Source organism: Oceaniradius stylonematis (genome assembly GCF_003149475.2).
GTDB lineage: Bacteria > Pseudomonadota > Alphaproteobacteria > Rhizobiales > Rhizobiaceae > Roseitalea > Roseitalea stylonematis.
Window position 1 is genome coordinate 204797 of sequence record NZ_QFWV02000009.1, and the last position, 19898, is coordinate 224694.

A 19898-nucleotide genomic window follows, 5' to 3' on the forward strand; every position below is an offset into this window, starting at 1 on the left:
CTTCTATCATCCGAGTAAATCAACAGGTCAGGACACTCGTTTGTCCTGCCGGCAGCCGAAGCGGGCCCCGTTTGCCCTCCGCAAGGATGCTGTGCGATTCGAAATTGGCATCATTGTCACGAAAAGTGTTTTGGCTGAAATGGAGGCCGGCAATGGCGGCCGATGTATTGTCTTGTGCGCGAGATTGAGCCGTTCCGTTTCGTCGGGCAGGCCGGTACACGCGAAACCCTTGTTTTCGGGAGTTGAATGGCATTGGGCCAAAATCTAGTGTCGCTCAATTGATCGGTCGGGAGGATAGTAATGCGCCGGTTCGGAGAGCGCACCAATGTTACCCTCAAAGAGGTGGTTGCGGACAATCTGCACCGCCTGTGCGAAAACGACGGCCGGTCGATTGCGTATATTTGCAGGGCAATGCGTATTTCCCGATCTCAATTCGACAGATACCTGGCTGCCGAAAATCTTCCGACCGAGGGTACGGCCAAGACGATTGCCAATTTCTTCCGTATTGCCGAGGTGGATCTGTTCCAGATCGGCTTTCGTGCACAGGTCAACATACCAGCGGAGTATGAGGAAGCCATTCGAAACTTGACGCATCTTCCCGCGCCGCGGTTTCAGGGAGGCATATATTACCTCTTCTACCAATTGATGTCGGACTCAAACCGGGTGATGTGCAGCATCGTGATCGTCAAGCCGCGCGGTGACGATCTCGGCTTTGTCCGTCTGACCGGATATTCCAAAAGACGATATTCCAACGGCGCCTTTTTTCGGGGCCGGCATGGCGGCATTGTCGTCGAGCGTCACAAGTGGCTCTACTTCGCCGGGGTCAACATGGTTCCCGAATATGAACCGTCGATGATCATGTTCCGCTGGATCATGGGCGATGAAGACGTGCTTCCCGGAAAGGCGTCCATCGCCACCGAGCGTGGACCGGTGGTGATCGATGCCGTTCTGAAGCGGGCGCCGGACGATCTTTCCCTTCGCCATGCGGTCAGGATGGCAAGGGCCTACCCGCGCAATGCCGCCTTCATCGGGGACGATGTCAGGCTCATCCTGGAAGACAATCCCGTTTGATCGGCCAAGTGGCGGACAGTTGTCCCCATGTAAAGGGTTCGTTAACCCTTCCCGAGGGTAACCATGACCCTATGGAAGCGGCAATAGTTCCGAAAATAGTTGTTGAATCAATAGTTTACGGTTTCTAGGTTTTGGTAGTGTCGCAATCATGCGCACCGATCATTGGAGACCGAAAATGGCCAAGAAGACGCTCAACATCACTGTGAAACCTGCCAAGTCGACGGCCTTTGTCCGTCCGGGCATGTTCTACAACAAGGTCTGACAACGATGCGCCGTCGTGACCCGTCGCGGCGGCGTTCGGCCGCCCGGCGAGAGGGGACCCGTGCCCTTCGAGCCTCGCGCTCCATCGTCTTGAGTTGGGATGAGGGCGAGATGCTCGCCTGCAACTATCTGACCCGGCAGGTGACGGCCTGTTCCGTGGATCTGGTCGAATTTCTCTCACACTTGCAGGACTGGCAGCGGGTCGACGAGATCATCGCCGCTTTTCAGGGTGTTACGGCCGATGCGCTCGACGCGCTCGTTCACGCGACGTTGCTCATCGAGCGCGACAGCGAAGAGGCCAGGCGCGAGGAAGAATATCTGTCGTCATGGAACTGGGGCGTTCCCGCCGCGATGCTGCATTTTTGTCTGCAGGATGCCGATTTCCTGCCGCTTGAAGCCGCCGAGCAGTTGCAGGAGGCCAAGTCTGCGGAGGTCCGGTCTCCCGGACTGCATCTGCCCAATGAAGGGCGTTTCCATCCGGTGATCTCGCTGAAAGACGACGTGCAGAAGAACAGCGCGCTGACCGCGGTCATGGAGCGTCGCCGCACCGTGCGCGAATGCGACGCGACCGCCTATGTGGGGCAGGGGTCGATCGCCGATTGCCTCTATGCCGGCCTCGGCATCACCGGATGGACTTCGAACTGCGTCGGCAAACTGCCGCTCGGGATGACGCCGTCGGGCGGTGCGCGCAATCCGTTCGAGGCTTATCTGTTCGTCAAGCGTGTCGAGGGCCTGGCGCCGGGCATCTACCACTATTCGGCGCTGGAACACAGTATCGGCCGCGTCGGCGAAACCGAATGCGAGCTTTCAGACCTGGTCGCCGGGCAGGATTGGGCAGAGACGATGTCCTGCGCGATCGTCCTGTGCGCCTCGCTGGAACGGACCATGTGGAAATATCCCGATGCAAACGCCTATCGCGTCGTCATGATCGAAGCCGGCCATATCGGCCAGAACATCATGCTGGCGGCAACGGCGGCGGGACTGACCGCTTGCCCGACCGCAGCGCTGAGCCACAGCCGCATCCGCGATGCGATCGGTCTCGAGCGTCTGACGGATACGCCCGTCTACGCGCTGACGATCGGCGTTCCAGCCAAGGATGCCCGCTTGGCGGCGTGATGGCGAATTGCGCGGAAGCCGGCCAATCCGCGACCGTCCGCTCGAACCACCGTTATCCGGAGCCGTGCGGCGAACGCCGGTACCGCGCTGTTCAGCGGTGGCTTCGTCTTGATGCGGTACCCGCCGCGTCCGCGGCCTCGTCGCGCAGCCTTGGGCCGCGAACCGGGCTGTCCGGGGCACGGAGACGCCCTCAACTCCCTTGCTGACCGCCGGTCTCCGACATGCCATAGCTGGTGCCGTGTGCTGACGATCTGCGCTGACCATCAGGGAGACCGCCATGACCGCCTTTTCCTACCAGCTCTATTCGTCGCGCAACTTTCCGCCGCTCGCCGACACGCTGACCATGCTGGCCGACCTCGGCTACGAGGAGGTGGAGGGTTATGGCGCGCTCTACGCTGACTCGGCGCTGGTGGGCGAACTCGGGACGCATCTTGGGGCCAGCGGTCTGACCATGCCGACCGGCCATTTCGGCTTGCAGATGCTGGAGAACGACATCGACACGGTGCTGTCGATCGCACGCGATGTCGGCATGCAGCGCATCTACTGTCCGCATCTGGCCACGGAAGAACGGCCGGTCAGCGGCGCGGGCTATGAGGCGTTCGGGCGGCGGCTTGCCGAAGCGGCCAAACCCTACCGTGATGCCGGGCTGGGTTTGGGCTGGCACAATCACGATTTCGAGGTGCGCCCGACGTCCGATGGCGCAGTGCCGCTGGATGCGATCTTCGCGGGCGGGCCGGACCTCGAGTGGGAAGCCGATATCGCCTGGGTTATCGTCGGCGGTGCCGATCCGCTCGCGCTGATCGACACCCATGGCGGCCGGATCAGCGCCGTCCACATCAAGGACATCGCGCCGCACGGCGAGGCACTGGACGAAGATGGCTGGGCCGATGTCGGCCACGGCACGGTCGACTGGGCCGGGTTGATGGTGCGCCTGCGCCAAACGCCGTGCAGGCACTTCATCATGGAGCATGACAATCCGGGTGACGCGACACGGTTTGCAAGGCGCTCGATCGAAGCCGCCCGATCCTTCTGAAAATCCCTTGTCGAGGACCATCCCCATGAGCGCACCGCTTGGCATCGGCATCATCGGCTGCGGCAACATCTCGACGACCTATTTCGAGCTGGCGCCGCTGTTCTGTGGCATGGAGGTGCGCGCCTGCGCCGATCTGAACATGGAGGCGGCGCGCGCCAGCGCCGGCAAATACGGTGTCGCCGCGCAAAGCGTCGACGATCTTTTGGCCAATTCAGCCGTTGACATCGTCGTCAACCTGACCGTCCCCGAGGCCCATGCCGGCGTGACCGCGGCCGCGCTCGAAGCGGGCAAGCATGTCTATACGGAAAAGCCGCTGGCCCTGTCGCTTGACGACGGTCTGGCGCTCAAGGCGCTCGCCGACGCGAAGGGGTTGAGCGTCTGTTCGGCGCCGGACACGTTCCTGGGCGGGGCGCATCAATGGGCACGGCGGCTGATCGACGAAGGGCGTCTCGGCACCATCACGGCCGGCACGGCGCATGTGATGTCGCACGGGATGGAGCACTGGCATCCGAACCCGGACTTCTTCTTCAAGCCCGGCGCCGGGCCGGTGCTCGATATCGGGCCCTACTACATCGCCAACCTGATCCATCTGATCGGGCCGGTGCGCCGGGTGGCGGCGCTCGCCAACAGCGCCGAGGCGGTCCGCACCATCGGCTCCGAGCCGCGGCGCGGGGAGAAGATCGCGGTGGAGACGCCGACCAACATCCATGCGCTCCTGGAATTCGAAAGCGGCGCGACGGTCACGCTGGGCGCAAGCTGGGACGTCTGGGCGCACCGGCACCGCAACATGGAGCTGTACGGAACCGAGGGCTCGCTGTTCGTGCCCGATCCGAACTTCTTCGGCGGCACGGTCGAACTGTCAGGGCGGGACGGCGGGCTTTCGGTGCCGCAGCCTTTCGACCATCCGTTCGGCGTGCCCAATCAGGATCATGGCGGCACGGCGCTTGCGAACTATCGCGGTGCCGGGCTTGCCGACATGGCGAAGGCGATCCGCGAGGGCGGCGGCGCGCGCTGTTCGCTCGACCGGGCGCTGCATGCGGTCGACGTCATGACCGGCATTCTCAGGTCCGCCGAGGCGGGCACGTTCGTTGTCATGCAGACGCGCTGCACGCGTCCCGACCCGCTGGGTCCCGATCAGGCGCGCGCGCTGTTGAAGGACTGAGGTGCGAACTCCGAATGCACGGCGAGGTGTCCTGGCCCGCGGGCCGTCGCGCGTTTGCCGCATCGAACGCGAGTTCGGTGCAGTGACGCCCTGCAATGCTCAACGCCCCAGTTCCATCCGACGCCATTCTGTTGGCGCGCGCCCGACGACACGCTTGAAATCTCGGCTGAAATGGTATCCGTCGCAAAAGCCGCATCGGACCGCGATATCTTGCAGCGGCAGGGTGCTTTCGAGCATCATCCTTTGCGCCATGGCCAGCCTCTGGTGACGCAGATAGGCGCGCGGCGTGGCTTTGAGATGCTGACGGAACAGCCGGCGCAGCTGCGATGCGCTGACCCCGGCGATCTGCGTCATTACCTCCGCTGACCATGGCTGTTCGGGGTTGGCGACGATCATCTGCCGAAGCCGGTCAAGCCGTGATGGGAGCCCGGTTCTGGCTCGCGGGTCACGCTGACTGCTGACGAGCTTGAAGAACTCTGCCGTTGCGGCGTGCAGGCGCAAGTCCATGTCGGCGCCGCCGGCGTCGAGAATTGCGAACAGGTTCTGGAACCAGCCAATGAGCTCGGGCCCCTCTGCAATCGTCAGGCGCGGAGGTGCCTTGCCAAAGATGCGGCGCCGCAACGCCGCCAGATGCGGCCCGTCCAGCCGGAACCACATCACCGACCAGGGATCGCGCCGGTCTGCGGAGTGTCCATGCGGCGCGTCGCCGGCGATCCAGGCGAGTTGCCCCGCGCCGAGATCGAAACGCCTTTCGCCGACTTCGACCTGTCCGCGGCCGGACAGGCAGTAGAGTATGTCGTCGCCGGGGCACGCGGCGCGGCGGATCGTCCCGCCCGGCGCTGCATCGAGCCAGCCGGCGCGCAGCACGGTCGTCAGCCCGCCGCCCAGCTCCGCGTCGGGCAGGTAGTAGTGGCTGATCCTCACTGTTTGCGGATGATAGGATCGCTGCATGCGTGTTTTGTACATCTAATTGCCGGGACTGTCCATTTTGTTTGCCCGGGCCGGACATAAACTGCGTGCAGGAGTTCGGCCCAGACCGGGCTCCGGAAACGGCGGCCGCACAGAGCCGCGAAGACATTGGGAGGATGGCATGCTTGTGCCAACCAGGGCGGAAGCCCGGGCATATGACGTGGACGGTTTTTTCGTCCGCAAGGGGTTCCTCAGCGACGGCGAAGTTGCCGATTTTCGTGATGCGGCGCGGCGTCAGCTTGAAGCGGAGAGCCAGTCCGGTTCCGTCATGGAAAAAGGCGACAAGGCCGGCAACAAGACGCTTCTCAAGCTTTGGAACAATGCCGGCGACGACAAATACGGGATGCTGGCGCGAGACGAGCGCCTGGTGCGCATGTCGGAGGCACTGATCGGCGACGAGGTCTATCTGTACAGCCACAAGATGACCATGAAGCAGCCCCGCGAGGGCGGCGCTTGGGAGTGGCATCAGGACTTCGGCTACTGGTACAACAATGGCTGCCTGGCGCCGGAGATGCTGTCGATCTGGATCGCGCTCGATCCCTCCAACAAGGCCAATGGCTGCCTTCAGGTTCTCACCGGGTCGCACATTCTGGGCCGCCTCAACCATATTCGCGAGGATGGACAAACCAATGTCGAGAAGCCTTACCTGAACGCCGCCGTTAAGCGTTTTGAACATGTCTATGTGGAAATGGATCCTGGCGACGCGCTGGTCTTCCACTGCAATCTCCTGCACCGTTCCGATGCGAACAAGAGCGACACCTATCGTTGGGGCTATATCTGCTCGTACAATGCGGTCCACAACGCGCCCTTCATGCGTGCCCGCGACTATGGCAACTATGAAGAGTTGAAGACCGTTCCGGCTGGCAGCTTCATGAGCGTGCAATGAGCGACGAGGCCGGCATGAGCGGCGGTTTCAAGGCCGAAGGCAGGGCGCCGCATCCGAAAGTGTCGGTCGCTACCCGCATCTTGACGGCCAAGGAAACGGGCGTGCTGCTGGCGCTCATCGTCATGTGCGCCTTTCTGGCCCTGGCGACCGAGAGCTTCCTGACAACGACAAACCTGCTCAATGTCGGGCGGCAAGTCTCGCTTTTGGGGATCATGGCCGTCGGCATGACTTTCGTGCTGGTTGCCGGCGAGATCGACCTTTCGGTCGGTTCTACCTATGCGCTGGCCGGCCTTGGTACCGGGATGCTGATCGTTGCGGGTTGGGCGCTCGCGCCGGCGCTGGTCGCCGGATTGCTGATCGGCGCCGCGATCGGACTGGTCAACGGGTTCCTGTCCACGTATGGCCGGCTGCCATCGCTGATCGCGACGCTGGGCATGCTCTCCATCGTGCGGGGCACGGCGCTGCTGATCACGGGCGGCCAGCCGGTCACCGTCAACGAGCGCAACGGCGCCGATGCCGAGGTTCTGGCCACGTTCGAGTTTCTCGGTCAGGGCTATCTGTTCGGCATCGTGCCGATGCAACTGGTCTTTTTCGCCGCCGTGGCCGCCCTGGGCTGGCTGGTGCTGGCCCGAACGGCGTTCGGTTTTCGCGTCTTTGCCGTCGGCGGCAGCACCAAGGCTGCCCGCGTGTCCGGCATTCATGTCAACGGCGTGAAGATATGGGCGTTCGTGATCATGGGTGTCATGGCGGCTCTGGCCGGCATCCTGTCGATGGCGTTTCTGCCGAGCGGACAAGCCGGACGCACGGGTCTGGGGCTGGAACTGGACGTGATCGCAGCCGTGGTCGTCGGCGGCGCGTCGCTGGCCGGCGGGATCGGCACGATACCCGGTACCGTGCTTGGCGTTCTGATCATCGGTGTCTTGCGCAACGGACTGGTTTTGATGGGCGTCTCGCCCTTCATGCAGGAGGTCATGATCGGCCTCGTCATCATCATCGCGGTCGCGATCGACAAGTGGAGCATGCGTTCGAGGCCGGGCTGAACCGGCGTCGTGCCGGCAATCATCAAGGGAGGAAACCAGATGAAGAAGCTCTTGACGACAACCGTTCTTGCGGCAGGCATTGGCTTGACGCCTCTTGTGGCGCAGGCCGAGCCGATCAGCCTTGGCGATTTCGAGCTTGCACCGCGAATTGCCGAAAGCATCGCGGCAGGCGAGCCCCTCGATATCTTCGTGTCCTATCACGACGTTTCCAACGAGTTCGCGCCGTTCGTGCGGGCCGGCGTTGAGCGCGCCGACGAAGCCGACAATGTCAATGCGCGATTCATCGGCCCGGTCGGCGCGGACGCCGATGCCCAGATCTCGGAAATCGAGACGCTTCTCGACCAGATGGACGGGCTGGCTATCTCGTCGGTCAGCACCGATGCGCTCGCGCCGCTGATCAACCGGGTCGTCGAGGCGGGCATCCCGGTGATCAGCTACAATACGGACAATCCCGACAGCAATCGGCTGGTCTTTGCCGGTCAGGATCTCGTCCAGTCCGGACGCGAAGCGGGCAAGCTGATGGCCGACATACTCGGCGGCGAGGGGCGCGTGATGATCACCACGCTCGATGCTGCCGCGCAATGGTCGCTCGACCGGGAGAACGGCGCCCGCGAGGCGCTGGGCGAACATGACGGCATCGAAGTGGTGCGCACTCTGAACACCGGCACCGACCCCCAGGAGATCTTCGCAGCGATCGAGAACGCCATGCTGGCCGATCCGAACATTGACGGCATCCTGTCGCTCGAGTGTTGCTCGACACCGGCGGCCGGCGAATGGGTCGAACGCAACAATCGCACCGGCGAGGTCAAGGTGGTCGGCTTCGACCTGCTCGATCAGACCGTCGAACTGGTCGCCGAAGGCGTGATCCAGGCGACCATCGACCAGGCGCCCGAGCGTCAGGGCTATGAAGCCGTGAACCTGCTCGTGACGTTCCTGGGCGGCGATGCAATCGACGATCTGGACACCGGCGTCGGCGTCTATACGCCCGACAACATCGCCGAAGTGATGCAATAATGATCGTCGGGCACGCCCGGGTTCCGGGCGTGCCCGCTTCACATGCCTGACGGTACACCGATGACCGAAGAGCCCATCCTTGAACTGCGCAACGTCACCCGAACCTTTCCTGGCGTGATTGCGATGGACGATGTCTCCATCGGATTTCGCGCCGGCGAGGTTCATGCGGTGATCGGCGAGAACGGGGCAGGCAAAAGCACGATGATGAACCTTCTGGCCGGCGAGTTGCAGCCCGACAAGGGCTCGATCCTGGTCGATGGCCAGAGCCGGGACATTCCGAGCGCCCTTGCCAGCCAGCAACTGGGTATCCGCATCGTGTTTCAGGAGCTTTCGCTCTGCCAGAACCTCACGGTCGGCGAAAATGTGCTGCTCAGCGCATTCGCCGATAGGCCGCCCCTGTCGTTTCTCACCCGAAATCGCGCGGCCGGGGCGGCCGCCGAGACATTGGCCCGGCTGGGGCTCACCGATGTTGAAACCAGCACGCCGCTGTCCACCCTTTCCGTTGCACAGCAGCAACTGGTCGAGATCGCCCGCGCGATTTCCCAGCATGTGCGAATCCTGGTGCTTGACGAGCCCAATTCGGCGCTCTCGCCGCGTGAAAGCGCGCGGCTGTTCGATGTGGTCCGCCTGCTGAAAGCGCAGGGCGTTACGATCATCTATGTGTCGCATCATCTCGAAGAGGTACTGGCGCTTGCCGACCGCATCAGCGTGATGCGCGACGGGCGCATGATCACCACGCTCGATAACGGCGCCGATGTCACGGTGGACAGGCTGGTCGCTCATATGGTCGGACGGCAGGTCGATGCGGCCGAACAGTATGCATTGCGGCCCGAAGCCCATGCGCGGATCGGCGAACCCGTTCTGGAAGTTCGCGCGCTCAGCGTTCCCGGCCATATCCGGGAAGCGACCTTCACCTTGTCACAGGGCGAAATCGTAGGCGTCGCCGGATTGCCGGACAGCGGCAAGGACATTCTTGCCGACGCCATATTCGGGCTCGCGCCGCGCGGTGGCGCGGTCGAAGTCGGCGGCATCCGCCTCCCTCCCGGGCGGCCATCCCACGCCATTGCGGCTGGCATGTCTCTGATTCCGGCCGACCGCCGCGCGGCCGGGGCCTTGCTGTCCATGACGGTGGCTGAGAACACGGTCTCGGCGGCACTGAAACGCTTCACGTCGCGCGGGTTCCTGCGGCGCCGGACGATGCGCGACACGACCGCCGACTATGTCAGAAAGCTGGACGCGCGCGTCGCCAGTCTCGGCCAGAAGATCGCAACGCTCAGCGGCGGCAACCAGCAGAAGATCATACTGGCCCGCGGCCTTGTCACCGGTCCGCGCATCCTGATCCTGCACGAACCGACGCGCGGCATCGATGTCGGCGCCAAGGCGGAAATCTATGCCATCCTCAAAGAGCTGGCCGGTCAGGGGCTGGCAATCCTGATGATCTCGTCGGAATTGCCGGAAGTCATGCTGCACGCAAGCCGCGTGATCGTGATGGCAGATCGCACGATTGCGGGCCAGTTGACAGGCTCGGACATCACAGAAGAGGCGATCATGGCGCTCGCGACACGAAAAGACCGGGCGCTGGCGGCATGACCCGGAAAGAAGCGATGGGGGCGGCGCCATGACGCGCATCACGGTGGTCGGCAGCTTCGCCGTCGGCCTGACGATCCGGACCGAAACGATGCCGGTTTTCGGTCAGACGATCATCGGCTCCGATTTCGACTTCGGGCCGGGCGGCAAGGGCTCCAACCAGGCTGTCGGCGTGGCGCGCCTTGGCGCCGACGCCGCGCTCGTCACGTGCCTCGGCCAAGACCAGTTGGCCGGCGTCGCGGACGAACTCTATGCGGCCGAAGGGGTCGGAACGGACTACATCGAACGCAGCGCCGAGCGGGCCACCGGCGCCGGCATGATCATTCTCAATGCCGAAGGCGAAAACTTTATCATACTCGACATGGGCGCGAACGAACTGATGGATGCGGCCTTTGTCGACCGGGCCGCCGACCGCATCGCGCAAAGCGACATCGTCATGAGCGTTCTCGAAATCCCGGTCGCCGCCGCGCACCGAGCGATGGAGCGTGGCAAGGCGGCCGGAGCGCGCACGATCCTCAATCCGGCGCCGGCCACGGCACTGCCCGGGACCATCTTCGCCCATGTGGATTATCTGACGCCGAACGAAAGCGAGCTGCGCATCCTGCTCGGCCTGGCGCCCGATGATCCGACCGGCACGCGCGATCTGGCGGTCGAGCTGCGCCGGCGCGGTGTGGACACCGTGATCGTGACCATGGGCCAAAAGGGCGCGCTGGTGCTCGGCGACGATCAGGAGATGGTCGTTCCCACACCCGCTGTCCCGGTTGTCGACACCACCGGAGCGGGCGACGCGTTCAATGCGGGGCTGGCCGCCGCGCTTGGCGAGGGCAGGCCGCTTGCCGAGGCGGTCGCGCACGGAACGGCTGCCGGCGCCCATGCCTGCACCCGTCTCGGCGTCATTCCCTCGCTGGCAACGCGCGCCGAGCTGGACGCGCTGATCGACATTTGATGGAACCGACCGGAGGCACCCCATGAAACGCGGCAAGCTGCTCAATTCCGAACTCAACCATGCCATCGGCGAAATGGGCCATGGCGACCTGATGATCGTTTGCGATGCGGGGTTTCCGATCCCGTCGGACGCCTGGCGCATCGATCTGTCGATCACCCAGGACGTTCCCGACCTGAAGACGGTGCTTTCGGCCATCGGCGAGGACTTCATCGCCGAAAAGGTCTCCTATGCCGACACGCTGCCGGCTCACAATCCGGTTCTGCTGGAGACCGTTCAGGCGCTTTTCGGCGACGCCGATCACGAGATGATCGCGCACGAGACGATCCTGGGAGACATGGCCGCCAAGGCCAAGGTGATCGTGCGGACCGGCGCCTTCGATCCGTGGGGCAACATCCTGCTCTATTCGGGCGTCGACGTGCCGAAGTGGTTTGCCAAGCCGGGTACGGTGGCGCCGCCCGAATATGCCAAGAAGCTCAAGGGCTGACCCCGTGGCGCGCATCTTCAGCTGGGCTGCACAGGACAGCGAGCGGCTGACCACGGTCGCCGGTCTGCGGGGCTCGAAAGGCCGGCATGGCGCGTTCGCCCAGGTGACCGCGGACACGGCTGCGGAGGCGGCGGCGGCGGAGGCGGCGGGGATCGAGATGATCGTCTGCCGGGCGCGCAGCGTCGCCGCGGTGCGGCAGGGTTCGCAAAGGCTGTTCGTCACCGCTGCGCTCGGCTTTGCCGAGGCGGTTACCGACGAAGAGATTTTGCGCACGGCCTTCAAGGCGCTGACGGACGGTGCCGACGCGGTGATCACGGCGCGGCGGCTGCCGATCGTCTCTCTGCTGGCGTCCGAGGATATTCCGGTGATGGGACATCTGGGCTTTGTGCCGCGCAAGTCGACGTGGGTCGGCAGTGTGCGCGCGTTCGGCAAGACGGCCGATGAAGCCGTCGAACTCTATCACCGGTTCCGGCGGCTTGAGGAAGCCGGCGCCTTCGCGGTCGAGGCCGAACTCGTTCCCGCGCCGCTGATGGCCGAGATCAGCAAGCGCACCGGTCTCGTGACCGTGTCTCTGGGCTCGGGGCCGGGCGCGGAGGTGATGTTCCTGTTTACCTCGGACATTTGCGGTGAGACCGATCGCGTGCCCCGCCATGCACGTCGATATGGCGACCTCGTGCGGCTGCACCGGCAGATCGATGAAGAGCGCCGCGCCGCGCTCACTGCTTTTCGCGATGATGTCCGCAATGACGGCTTCCCTGCCGCGGCCGAGACCGCGGACATGGCGGAGACCGCTCTCGAGGAGTTCGTCAGCCGCATCGGAAACTGATCCGGATCGTCTTCCAACCGAAACCCGACCAGACCAGCCGCGCGCTCGGCGTGCGGCAACCAAGGAGCATTGCCATGTCAGACGTCTCACGCCTTGCCGCCCACATCCAGCATACCAACGTCTCGCCGGCGACGACGCGCGACGAGATCGCCGGCCTTTGCGACGAGGCGGCCGCGTTCGGGTTCAACGGCGTGATGGTGCAGCCGTGCTGGATTTCACTGTGCAGGGCGCGGCTTGCCGGGACCAATGTGCGCGTTTGTTCGGCCATGGCCTATCCGCTCGGCGGCAGCTTGACGCGCAGCAAGGTCGCCGAGATGCGGGATCTCGTCAGCGAGGGGGCGCAAGAAGTTGATTTCATGGCCAATATCGGTTTTCTCGCCAGTGGCGATGTCAACGCGTTTCACGATGAGATCGCCGCGCTCGTGGACGCCGCCGGCGCCGTACCATTGAAGATCATGCTGGAGTTGGGCGCCATGCCCGACGATCTCTGGCAGACGGCGATCGGACAGGCGGAAAAGGCTGGCGTGGCCTATGTCAAGAACTCGTCCGGCTGGGGCCTTGGCGGCAAGGCCAGCGTCGAGACGATCGGCTTCATGAAGCGTTGCGTGACGCGCGCAAAGGTCAAGGCATCGGGCGGCATACGCAGCGCCGATGATGCCGATGCCATCCTGAAGGCAGGCGCCGAGCTGATCGGAACAAGCGCGGGTCCGGCGATCATGGAGGGGCGGGTCGGAGCTGGCGGTTACTGACGGCCGGCCAATGCCGTGACCGCCGCCGGTTGCCTGGGGTCAGGACCCATCAATGTGATTGAAATGGCGGCCGGCCGAGGAGATCACGATGACGAGGAATGGCGGCGGCAGTCACATCGACTGCCAAGTCGCCAAACATCTGGCGGACCGTCACGATGAACGCGAATTTTCGACCGCCTGGTCAAGCTGATCGGGTTGATGGCGCGGAAACGGAACCTGGCGCCAAACGGATCCCCGATGGCAGGGCCGTGCCATCGATTTCCGGCCTTGTCGCCTTCGAGGCGACCGCCCGCCAATTGAGCTTTTCGCATGCCGCGTGTGAACTGACCCTGACCCAGGGTCCGGCGAGCAAACGGGTTCGCCAACCCCAAGGCGTTCTTGGCATCACGCTAACCGCCCCACCGGAGGTCACCGGCTATTGGCCGATTACGCCCCTTGGCCCGTTTCATGCGCTACACCCCGAGATATCGGTCAATCTGGCTTGCCGGAACCGGCAGAAGACCCCGCCCAGCCGTTCGGGCTGGAATGCGCGATCCGTTGCGCCGACGGCGCGCTGACCGAACTGTCCGGCAAGGTGCTGCTCGCCGAGGACATGGTGCCGGTGGCAACGCCCGAGTTTCTTGCCGGACAAGGTGTCACGGCACCGACGGCCCTGATGAATGCGCCGCCGATCCGTCAAAACGGGTACCACGGCCTTTTGGCGCGACTGGTTTGAGGCGCTCGATGTTCACCCGGCCGGCCCAATCGAAGGCAACGGCCATGAGTGCATGTCGTTGGTTCTTCAGGCGGCACTCAGCGGTCATGGCGTGGCGCGGGCGCCATCGCGCGTCCAGCGTGATCTCATCGATGACGGACGCCTGCGCACCGGATTCGGTGCACCGCGCGCACCGACCGGAATTGTGGCTTTTGGGTCCACCCCGTGTTTGTGCGGCGGAAGGCCGTGCGGCAATTTAAGAACTGGATGTCGGAAACGACACGGGCGATGACGGGAAGTGTGGGCCAAGGATGCCGCCCATATCCGCATCATGACAGAAAATGACGCCATGCTAAATCTTTGGAGCGCTACGGCGCCACCTTCTATCCAGGCGCCGCCGCTAGAGGGCGACGCAACGGCCGATGTCGCGGTGATCGGCGGCGGCTTCACCGGGCTCAGCGCCGCGCTGCATCTCGCGCTTGAAGGCGCAGACATCAGGCTGATCGAGGCAAGGAGCTTCGGACATGGCGGCTCGGGCCGGAATGTCGGGCTCGTCAATGCCGGGCTTTGGACGCCGCCAGCCGAGATCGAGACGATGCTTGGCGCCGAAGCTGGAACGCGGCTCAACGATGCGCTGGCCGTGGGCCCGGATCTGGTGTTCTCGCTGATCGAGCGGTTCCACATCGCATGCGAGGCGACGCGCAACGGAACGCTGCATCTGGCGCATTCGGCAAGGGGGTTCGGCGACCTGCGCAACCGGCACCGCCAGCAGATCCAGCGCGGCGCGCCGGTGACGCTGCTTGGTCTTGCGCAAAGCGCCGAGCGTACCGGCTCTGAGGCCTTTCACGGCGCGTTACACGACGCACGCGCCGGTACCATTCAGCCGCTTGCCTACGTCCATGGGCTTGCCCGCGCGGCTGCCGATTCGGGCGCGCGCCTTCACACCCACACACCGGCGCTCGGATGGTCACGCGACGCTGGCGGATGGCGCATCGAGACACCGGCCGGCAGCCTGCGCGCAAAGCGGCTGATCCACGCCACCAACGCCTACGACACTGTGCTGCCGCAGGCGCGGGCCTTCACTCCGGTCTTCTATCTCCAGTTCGCTACCAGTCCTGTCCCGGAAGCGCAGCGCGGGCGCTTGCTGCCGCGAGGGGAGGGTTGCTGGGATACGGCGACGGTGATGTCGTCGTTCCGGTTCGATCGCACCGGAAGGCTGGTCATCGGCGGCGTGGGCAATCCGGCTGGCTGGCGCTCGAGCACGCATCGTCATTGGGCACGACGCAAGGTCCGGTCGATCTATCCGGCGCTCGCCGATCTCGATCTGGAGTTCGGCTGGAGAGGCCGCATCGCCATGACCGACGATCATCTGCCGCGCATCGTTGCGCTCGGCGAGGACGGCATCTCGATCTTCGGCTATAGCGGCCGCGGCATCGGGCCGGGCACGGTGTTCGGCAAATGCGCGGCACAATGGGCCATGACGGGCGCGCCCGAATCGTTTCCGCTGCCCCTTTCACGGACCCGGTCGGACATTATGGCGCCGGTGAAGGCAGCCTGTTATGACCTTGGCAGTCTTGCCGCCCATTTGGTCGGCGCGCGGCTCGGCGGATCCTGAAGTCTTTTGTCTGACGACAAATGCTCGCCGGATGGGCCTTGTCGAGCGCCATCATGGCGGCCCGTTGAGATGGTTTTGGGTCCATCGAACGGTTCAACCGCCGTTTTCCGGTTGCGGCGCCCCTTGCGGTTCGATCGGCAGGCGCGCCATCCGGCCTAGCGCTCCAGCGCCGCCTCGATCCCGCGGGCCGAGCGGCGCGAGGCCTGTTCATGTTCATGATCCATCACAAGCCGGACGGCACGCTCGCACACTTCGGGGGAGAAGTTGTTCGTGGTCTTGCGCAGGATCGTCCTTCCCACTGTTGAGTTGGACCCTCCGGCAAATCCGGCGCGGTTCACCGTGTCCTCGACCGACGCAGGACCGGGTACCGATGTCGCGGCTTGTGCCCGGGGCTTATGCGGCGCTGGCTTTCTCGGCCTTTTTACGGGGAAGACACCCGAAACAAGGTGGCGGTGGGCAAACCTGGCGGTCTGGCGTTTTCCGATCAAAGGCAATAGTTACGATTGATCTGGTTTTTTAAATTGTATCAAATGGTCAACCCGGACGCGGCGTCGACGCACTTGAAGGCCGGTTCTCCCGAGATCGGGAAAGCAAATTGAAACAGAGGCAAAGCTTGACGTGAAGAATAAGGTCAGCCCTGAAAATACAAAGGTCACACACCATTTTGCGGTGCTGGAAGACGGTGGCGCCCCCCTATACGTCCAAATCGCCAGCGTGTTCAGACGGAAAATGCGTTCGGGCGAATGGCCTGTCGGAATGCAACTGCCAACGTTGGAGCAACTGGCACAGCAGCTGAACGTCGCCAGGGTAACGATCCGCCAGGCCATGGATTTGCTCGAAGCCGAGCGATTGATATGGCGGCGACAGGGAAAAGGCACCTTCGTTACGGCGCATGCTCGCAGTCGGCACTGGCTTACCGTCGCTACCGACTGGAAGGAATTGGTCCGTCTAATCGAAGGAACAGAATCCAAACTCCTGGAGAGCAGGGACAGTGCCAATATGCCTCCTTTGGCCGGTGGAGAAGGCAGGTCGACCGGAAGCTACCGTTTCTTGAGAAAGCTTCACAGCTATGAGGGCGCGCCTCATCTCGTCTTGGAGATATTTCTCGACAAGGGCGTATATGAGATGGCCGAAGAGGAGTTCGACTCCCTGCCGATCATTCCGGTTATGAGCCGGTTGAACGGAATCGAGATCGGCAAGGCTCACCAGACGCTAACGGTGTCCGTCGCGGATCCTGAGATATCCCGGTACCTCAACATCGATGTCGGCGCCGCCACGGTTGAAGTCGTGCGATCGATCCAAGCCAAGAATGAAGATGTCATCTATTTTGGGCATTTGACCTACAGGGCCGACAGCTTCAGGCTTGAGATGGACCTGAAAAAGTAGCGCAACTCGCTGCCAGCCCAATCCTTCGTCTCACCAGCCATTCTCTTCAGGTGTCCGGACGGCACTGACGTCGCATCATGCGATGTCAGTCACGCGCACCCAAAAAACCGTAGCGGCGCACGCAGGTCGCAACTTCCGAAATCACACGCTTGACTCTCACTCGATCAGGAGCGATTGTGTGACTAAAGGTCCTAATAAATAGGATCAATAGGAGGATACGCAAACCCATCCCGTTTGCTGTCTCCGCAACCCAGAACGAAGAGGGCTTTCATGGCCGACGCTCACTCGAATTTGGACGCACTGAGGGAAGACGATGTATCCTCCTTGCTTCATCCTTTCACGAATGCGGTGGCCCATGGCCAGATTGGACCGGATGTCGTCGTGCGAGGTGAGGGCGCGCGGATCTATGACGACGCGGGTCGCGAATACATCGACGCCATGTCGGGGCTGTGGGCGATCGGGCTCGGCTATTCGGAAGAGCGCTTGATCAACGCCGCTACCGAGCAGCTCAAGAAACTTCCATATTATCATACATTTGCACATAAATCGAACCCGGCAGCGATCAAGCTCGGGAAGGCTCTCCTTTCCATGCTGCCTGTCGAGATGTCCAAGGTGATCTACACCAATTCGGGCTCTGAGGCGGTCGATACCGCGATCAAGCTCGCCTGGTACTACTGGAACGCCGCAGGCGAGCCGGAGCGTGTCAAGATCATATCGCGCAAGCGTGCCTATCACGGTTCGAACGTTGCTTCCGGAAGCGCGACAGGCCTTACCGTCATGCATGGGGGGTTCAATCTGCCTTTCAGCCAGATCTTGCATGCGGAGTGTCCGCATTTTTGGCGCTATGGAGAGAAAGGCGAGACGGAAGAGGAATTCTCGCAGCGCAAGGCCGACGAACTCGAGAAGCTCATCCTCGAAGCCGGGCCGACGACGATTGCGGCCTTCATCGCGGAACCCGTCATGGGCGCCGGGGGGGTGATCGTTCCGCCCGAAGGCTATTTCGAGAAAATCCAGGCTGTGCTGGACCGTTATGGCATCCTGTTCATCTCGGACGAGGTGATATGCGGCTTCGGGCGCACCGGAAAGATGTTCGGGAGCGAGACATTCGGCATTCGTCCCGACATCATGACCTTCGCCAAGCAATTGTCATCGGCTTACATGCCGATCGGTGCCGTGACCGTGACCGAAGAGCTGTACGAGAAGATTGCGTCGGCCAGCAATACGAGAGGTGTGTTCGGTCACGGTTACACCTATAGCGGCCATCCGGTCGCCTGCGCTGTCGCCCTGGAAGCGCTCACAATATATCAGGAGCGCGATGTTGTGGGCCATGTTGCACAATCGGGCGCGTATTTTCAGCAGCGGCTGCGCGAGTTCGAAAGCCACCCGCTGGTTGGAGAGGTTCGCGGTGTCGGACTTATTGCGGCAGTCGAACTGGTTGCGGACAAACGGTCGAAGAAGCTGTTCGATCCGTTCGGCAAGGTCAATGGACGGTTCGCGAAGCTTGCCTATGAAAGGGGCCTGATTACCCGGGCGCTGCCTGCAAGCGATTCGCTTGGTCTTTGTCCTCCACTGTTCTGCACGAAGAGCGAACTGGACGAAATCGTCGACAAATTCGCGGACACGCTCGAGGCCGTGACCGAGTTCGCATCACGGGCAGGGCGCTGAACGGATGCAGCGGCGTACGAACCATACGAATGTCATCTTCATCTTTGCCGACCAACTCCGCGCCTCGTCGGTGGGATGTTACGGAGAAGAAGACGTCATAACACCGCGAATTGACGCGTTCTCACGTGAAGGTGTGATCTTCCCCGTCTGCGTCGCGTCTCCGTCCGTTTGCGGCCCCTATCGCGGATGCCTGATCAGCGGTCAGAATCCGCTATCGAACGGCGTGATCGCCAACGATGTCGCCCTGGAGGTGTCTCACAAGACGTTGGGTGAATGCTTTCACGACGCGGGATACGACACGGCGTACATCGGCAAGTGGCACCTGGACGGCCCCGACCGCAAGGCACCTGTTCCGAACGAACGCCGTCGCGGGTTCAGGCATTGGGCAGCCGCCAATTTCGAGCACAACTATCTTGAATCCAAATTCCATCGCTCGGAATCCGAACAGCTCGTCTGGAAAGGCTATGACGCCGAAGCGCAGATGGACGAGCTTCTGGACTATCTGGAAGGCCGCCCGAAAGAGAAGCCCTTCATCGCTGTCCTTTCCTGGGGGCCTCCGCACAATCCCTACAAGATGGTCCCGCAGCGCTATCTGGACATGTACGACCCGGTCTCGATCAAAGCGCGTCCCAACTGCAGCGAAATACCGCGCGACGACCTATGGGGATACTACGCCCAGATCACCTTTCTTGATGAGCAGTTCGGGCGGCTTCTCGATGAACTTTCCAGGCTTGGCCTGGAACAGGACACGCTTTTGGTTTTCACATCCGATCATGGCGACATGCACGGATCCCAGGGCGTCTACAAGAAAGGCTGGCCGTGGGACGAATCCATCCGCGTGCCCATGATCATGCGCTTACCGGGCAGACTCGTCGCTGGCAGCGCTGCGGGATTTACAATCAGCACCGTCGATATCATGCCCACGCTGCTGGGGTTTTGCGGCATCGGCATTCCCAAAGAGGTCCAGGGCGTCGACTGCTCCGGCGCGCTTGTGGGCACGGCGGCGTTCGGTCCGCAATCGGCATTCATAACCAATCCATGCCCGACCACAGTGCTCGATTCCAGGGGCGAAGACATGCTTCCCACGTTCCGGGGGCGGCGCATGGAATATCGCGGGGTGCGGACAATGCGGCATACCTACATCGAGACGATCGACGGGCCGTGGCTGCTTTATGACAACCTGGTCGACCCGTACCAACTGACCAACCTGATCGACGATCCGGATCATAATGCCGTCCGCAAGAGCCTGGCAGCGGCCACGCGCGCGCACATGAAGGCGATTGGCGACGAGTTTCTGCCCAAGGAAGAATACTACAGGCGTTTTGGCGTTCAGGTGGACGAGCGCGGCGTACTCCGCAATCTGGTCGTGAACCCCTATCCGGCGTTTGCGTGAG

General features: G+C 62.9%; 20 protein-coding genes. 18 read left to right on the forward strand and 2 right to left on the reverse strand.

Features of this window, described 5'->3' with window-relative positions:
* The first annotated feature begins 300 nt into the window (after nt 1-300).
* The 4 genes from DEM25_RS17260 (at nt 301) to DEM25_RS17275 (ending at nt 4643) form a co-directional block, all read left to right on the forward strand.
* A complete protein-coding gene (locus tag DEM25_RS17260) occupies nt 301-1071 on the forward strand; it encodes a hypothetical protein (protein WP_109767614.1) in 771 nt (256 codons plus the stop codon).
* A gap of 372 nt (nt 1072-1443) precedes the next feature.
* A complete protein-coding gene (locus DEM25_RS17265; protein ID WP_245412964.1) occupies nt 1444-2448 on the forward strand; it encodes a SagB/ThcOx family dehydrogenase in 1005 nt (334 codons plus the stop codon).
* Between the two features lie 277 nt (nt 2449-2725).
* Complete coding sequence (locus DEM25_RS17270; RefSeq protein ID WP_109767611.1) at nt 2726-3481, forward strand: sugar phosphate isomerase/epimerase family protein; 756 nt, start codon at nt 2726-2728, stop codon at nt 3479-3481.
* A gap of 25 nt (nt 3482-3506) precedes the next feature.
* A complete protein-coding gene (locus DEM25_RS17275; protein WP_109767610.1) occupies nt 3507-4643 on the forward strand; it encodes a Gfo/Idh/MocA family protein in 1137 nt (378 codons plus the stop codon).
* A gap of 99 nt (nt 4644-4742) precedes the next feature.
* On the opposite strand, the gene DEM25_RS17280 is transcribed toward DEM25_RS17275, so the two are convergent.
* Nucleotides 4743-5594 (reverse strand): AraC family transcriptional regulator, encoded by an 852-nt coding sequence (locus DEM25_RS17280; RefSeq protein ID WP_158585297.1) that lies wholly within the window; start codon nt 5592-5594, stop codon nt 4743-4745.
* Nucleotides 5595-5733: 139 nt separating this feature from the next.
* Between DEM25_RS17280 and DEM25_RS17285 the strand changes: the two genes are divergently transcribed.
* From DEM25_RS17285 to DEM25_RS17335, 11 genes are all read left to right on the forward strand, one after another.
* Complete coding sequence (locus tag DEM25_RS17285) at nt 5734-6498, forward strand: phytanoyl-CoA dioxygenase family protein (RefSeq protein ID WP_109767608.1); 765 nt, start codon at nt 5734-5736, stop codon at nt 6496-6498.
* A complete protein-coding gene (locus DEM25_RS17290; protein ID WP_245412965.1) occupies nt 6495-7538 on the forward strand; it encodes an ABC transporter permease in 1044 nt (347 codons plus the stop codon). Before DEM25_RS17285 ends, DEM25_RS17290 begins: the two co-directional genes overlap by 4 nt.
* A gap of 39 nt (nt 7539-7577) precedes the next feature.
* Complete coding sequence (locus DEM25_RS17295; RefSeq protein WP_109767607.1) at nt 7578-8552, forward strand: sugar ABC transporter substrate-binding protein; 975 nt, start codon at nt 7578-7580, stop codon at nt 8550-8552.
* A 60-nt stretch (nt 8553-8612) separates the two neighbouring features.
* Entirely contained in the window at nt 8613-10142 is a 1530-nt protein-coding gene (locus tag DEM25_RS17300; RefSeq protein ID WP_109767606.1) for a sugar ABC transporter ATP-binding protein, read from the forward strand.
* A 28-nt stretch (nt 10143-10170) separates the two neighbouring features.
* Nucleotides 10171-11085, forward strand: a complete 915-nt coding sequence (locus DEM25_RS17305; protein WP_109767605.1) for a ribokinase — start codon at nt 10171-10173, stop codon at nt 11083-11085.
* 22 nt (nt 11086-11107) lie between these two features.
* The gene (rbsD, locus tag DEM25_RS17310; protein WP_109767604.1) at nt 11108-11569 is read left to right on the forward strand and encodes a D-ribose pyranase; all 462 of its coding nucleotides are present in this window, start codon (nt 11108-11110) and stop codon (nt 11567-11569) included.
* A 4-nt stretch (nt 11570-11573) separates the two neighbouring features.
* Nucleotides 11574-12395, forward strand: coding sequence for a 3-methyl-2-oxobutanoate hydroxymethyltransferase (locus DEM25_RS17315; protein ID WP_109767603.1), 822 nt, complete (start codon nt 11574-11576; stop codon nt 12393-12395).
* Between the two features lie 74 nt (nt 12396-12469).
* Nucleotides 12470-13144: a deoxyribose-phosphate aldolase gene (deoC, locus tag DEM25_RS17320; protein WP_196780434.1), complete on the forward strand. Its 675-nt coding sequence runs from the start codon at nt 12470-12472 to the stop codon at nt 13142-13144.
* Nucleotides 13145-13299: 155 nt separating this feature from the next.
* The gene (locus DEM25_RS17325) at nt 13300-13701 is read left to right on the forward strand and encodes a LysR family transcriptional regulator (protein WP_196780446.1); all 402 of its coding nucleotides are present in this window, start codon (nt 13300-13302) and stop codon (nt 13699-13701) included.
* Nucleotides 13626-13859, forward strand: coding sequence for a type 2 periplasmic-binding domain-containing protein (locus DEM25_RS17995; RefSeq protein WP_196780447.1), 234 nt, complete (start codon nt 13626-13628; stop codon nt 13857-13859). The genes DEM25_RS17325 and DEM25_RS17995 overlap by 76 nt, the downstream gene beginning before the upstream one ends.
* A gap of 328 nt (nt 13860-14187) precedes the next feature.
* Nucleotides 14188-15453, forward strand: coding sequence for an NAD(P)/FAD-dependent oxidoreductase (locus DEM25_RS17335; protein WP_196780435.1), 1266 nt, complete (start codon nt 14188-14190; stop codon nt 15451-15453).
* 155 nt (nt 15454-15608) lie between these two features.
* Here DEM25_RS17335 and DEM25_RS18000 read toward each other — a convergent pair whose 3' ends face one another.
* Entirely contained in the window at nt 15609-15752 is a 144-nt protein-coding gene (locus tag DEM25_RS18000; RefSeq protein ID WP_196780436.1) for a hypothetical protein, read from the reverse strand.
* 319 nt (nt 15753-16071) lie between these two features.
* On the opposite strand from DEM25_RS18000, the gene DEM25_RS17340 reads away from it, so the two are divergent.
* The 3 genes from DEM25_RS17340 (at nt 16072) to DEM25_RS17350 (ending at nt 19897) form a co-directional block, all read left to right on the forward strand.
* A complete protein-coding gene (locus tag DEM25_RS17340; RefSeq protein WP_109767600.1) occupies nt 16072-16839 on the forward strand; it encodes a GntR family transcriptional regulator in 768 nt (255 codons plus the stop codon).
* A gap of 270 nt (nt 16840-17109) precedes the next feature.
* On the forward strand, nt 17110-18504 hold the full coding sequence (locus DEM25_RS17345; RefSeq protein ID WP_109767599.1) for an aminotransferase: 1395 nt from the start codon (nt 17110-17112) through the stop codon (nt 18502-18504).
* Nucleotides 18505-18508: 4 nt separating this feature from the next.
* Nucleotides 18509-19897: a sulfatase family protein gene (locus DEM25_RS17350; protein WP_109767598.1), complete on the forward strand. Its 1389-nt coding sequence runs from the start codon at nt 18509-18511 to the stop codon at nt 19895-19897.
* Nucleotide 19898 lies beyond the last annotated feature (1 nt).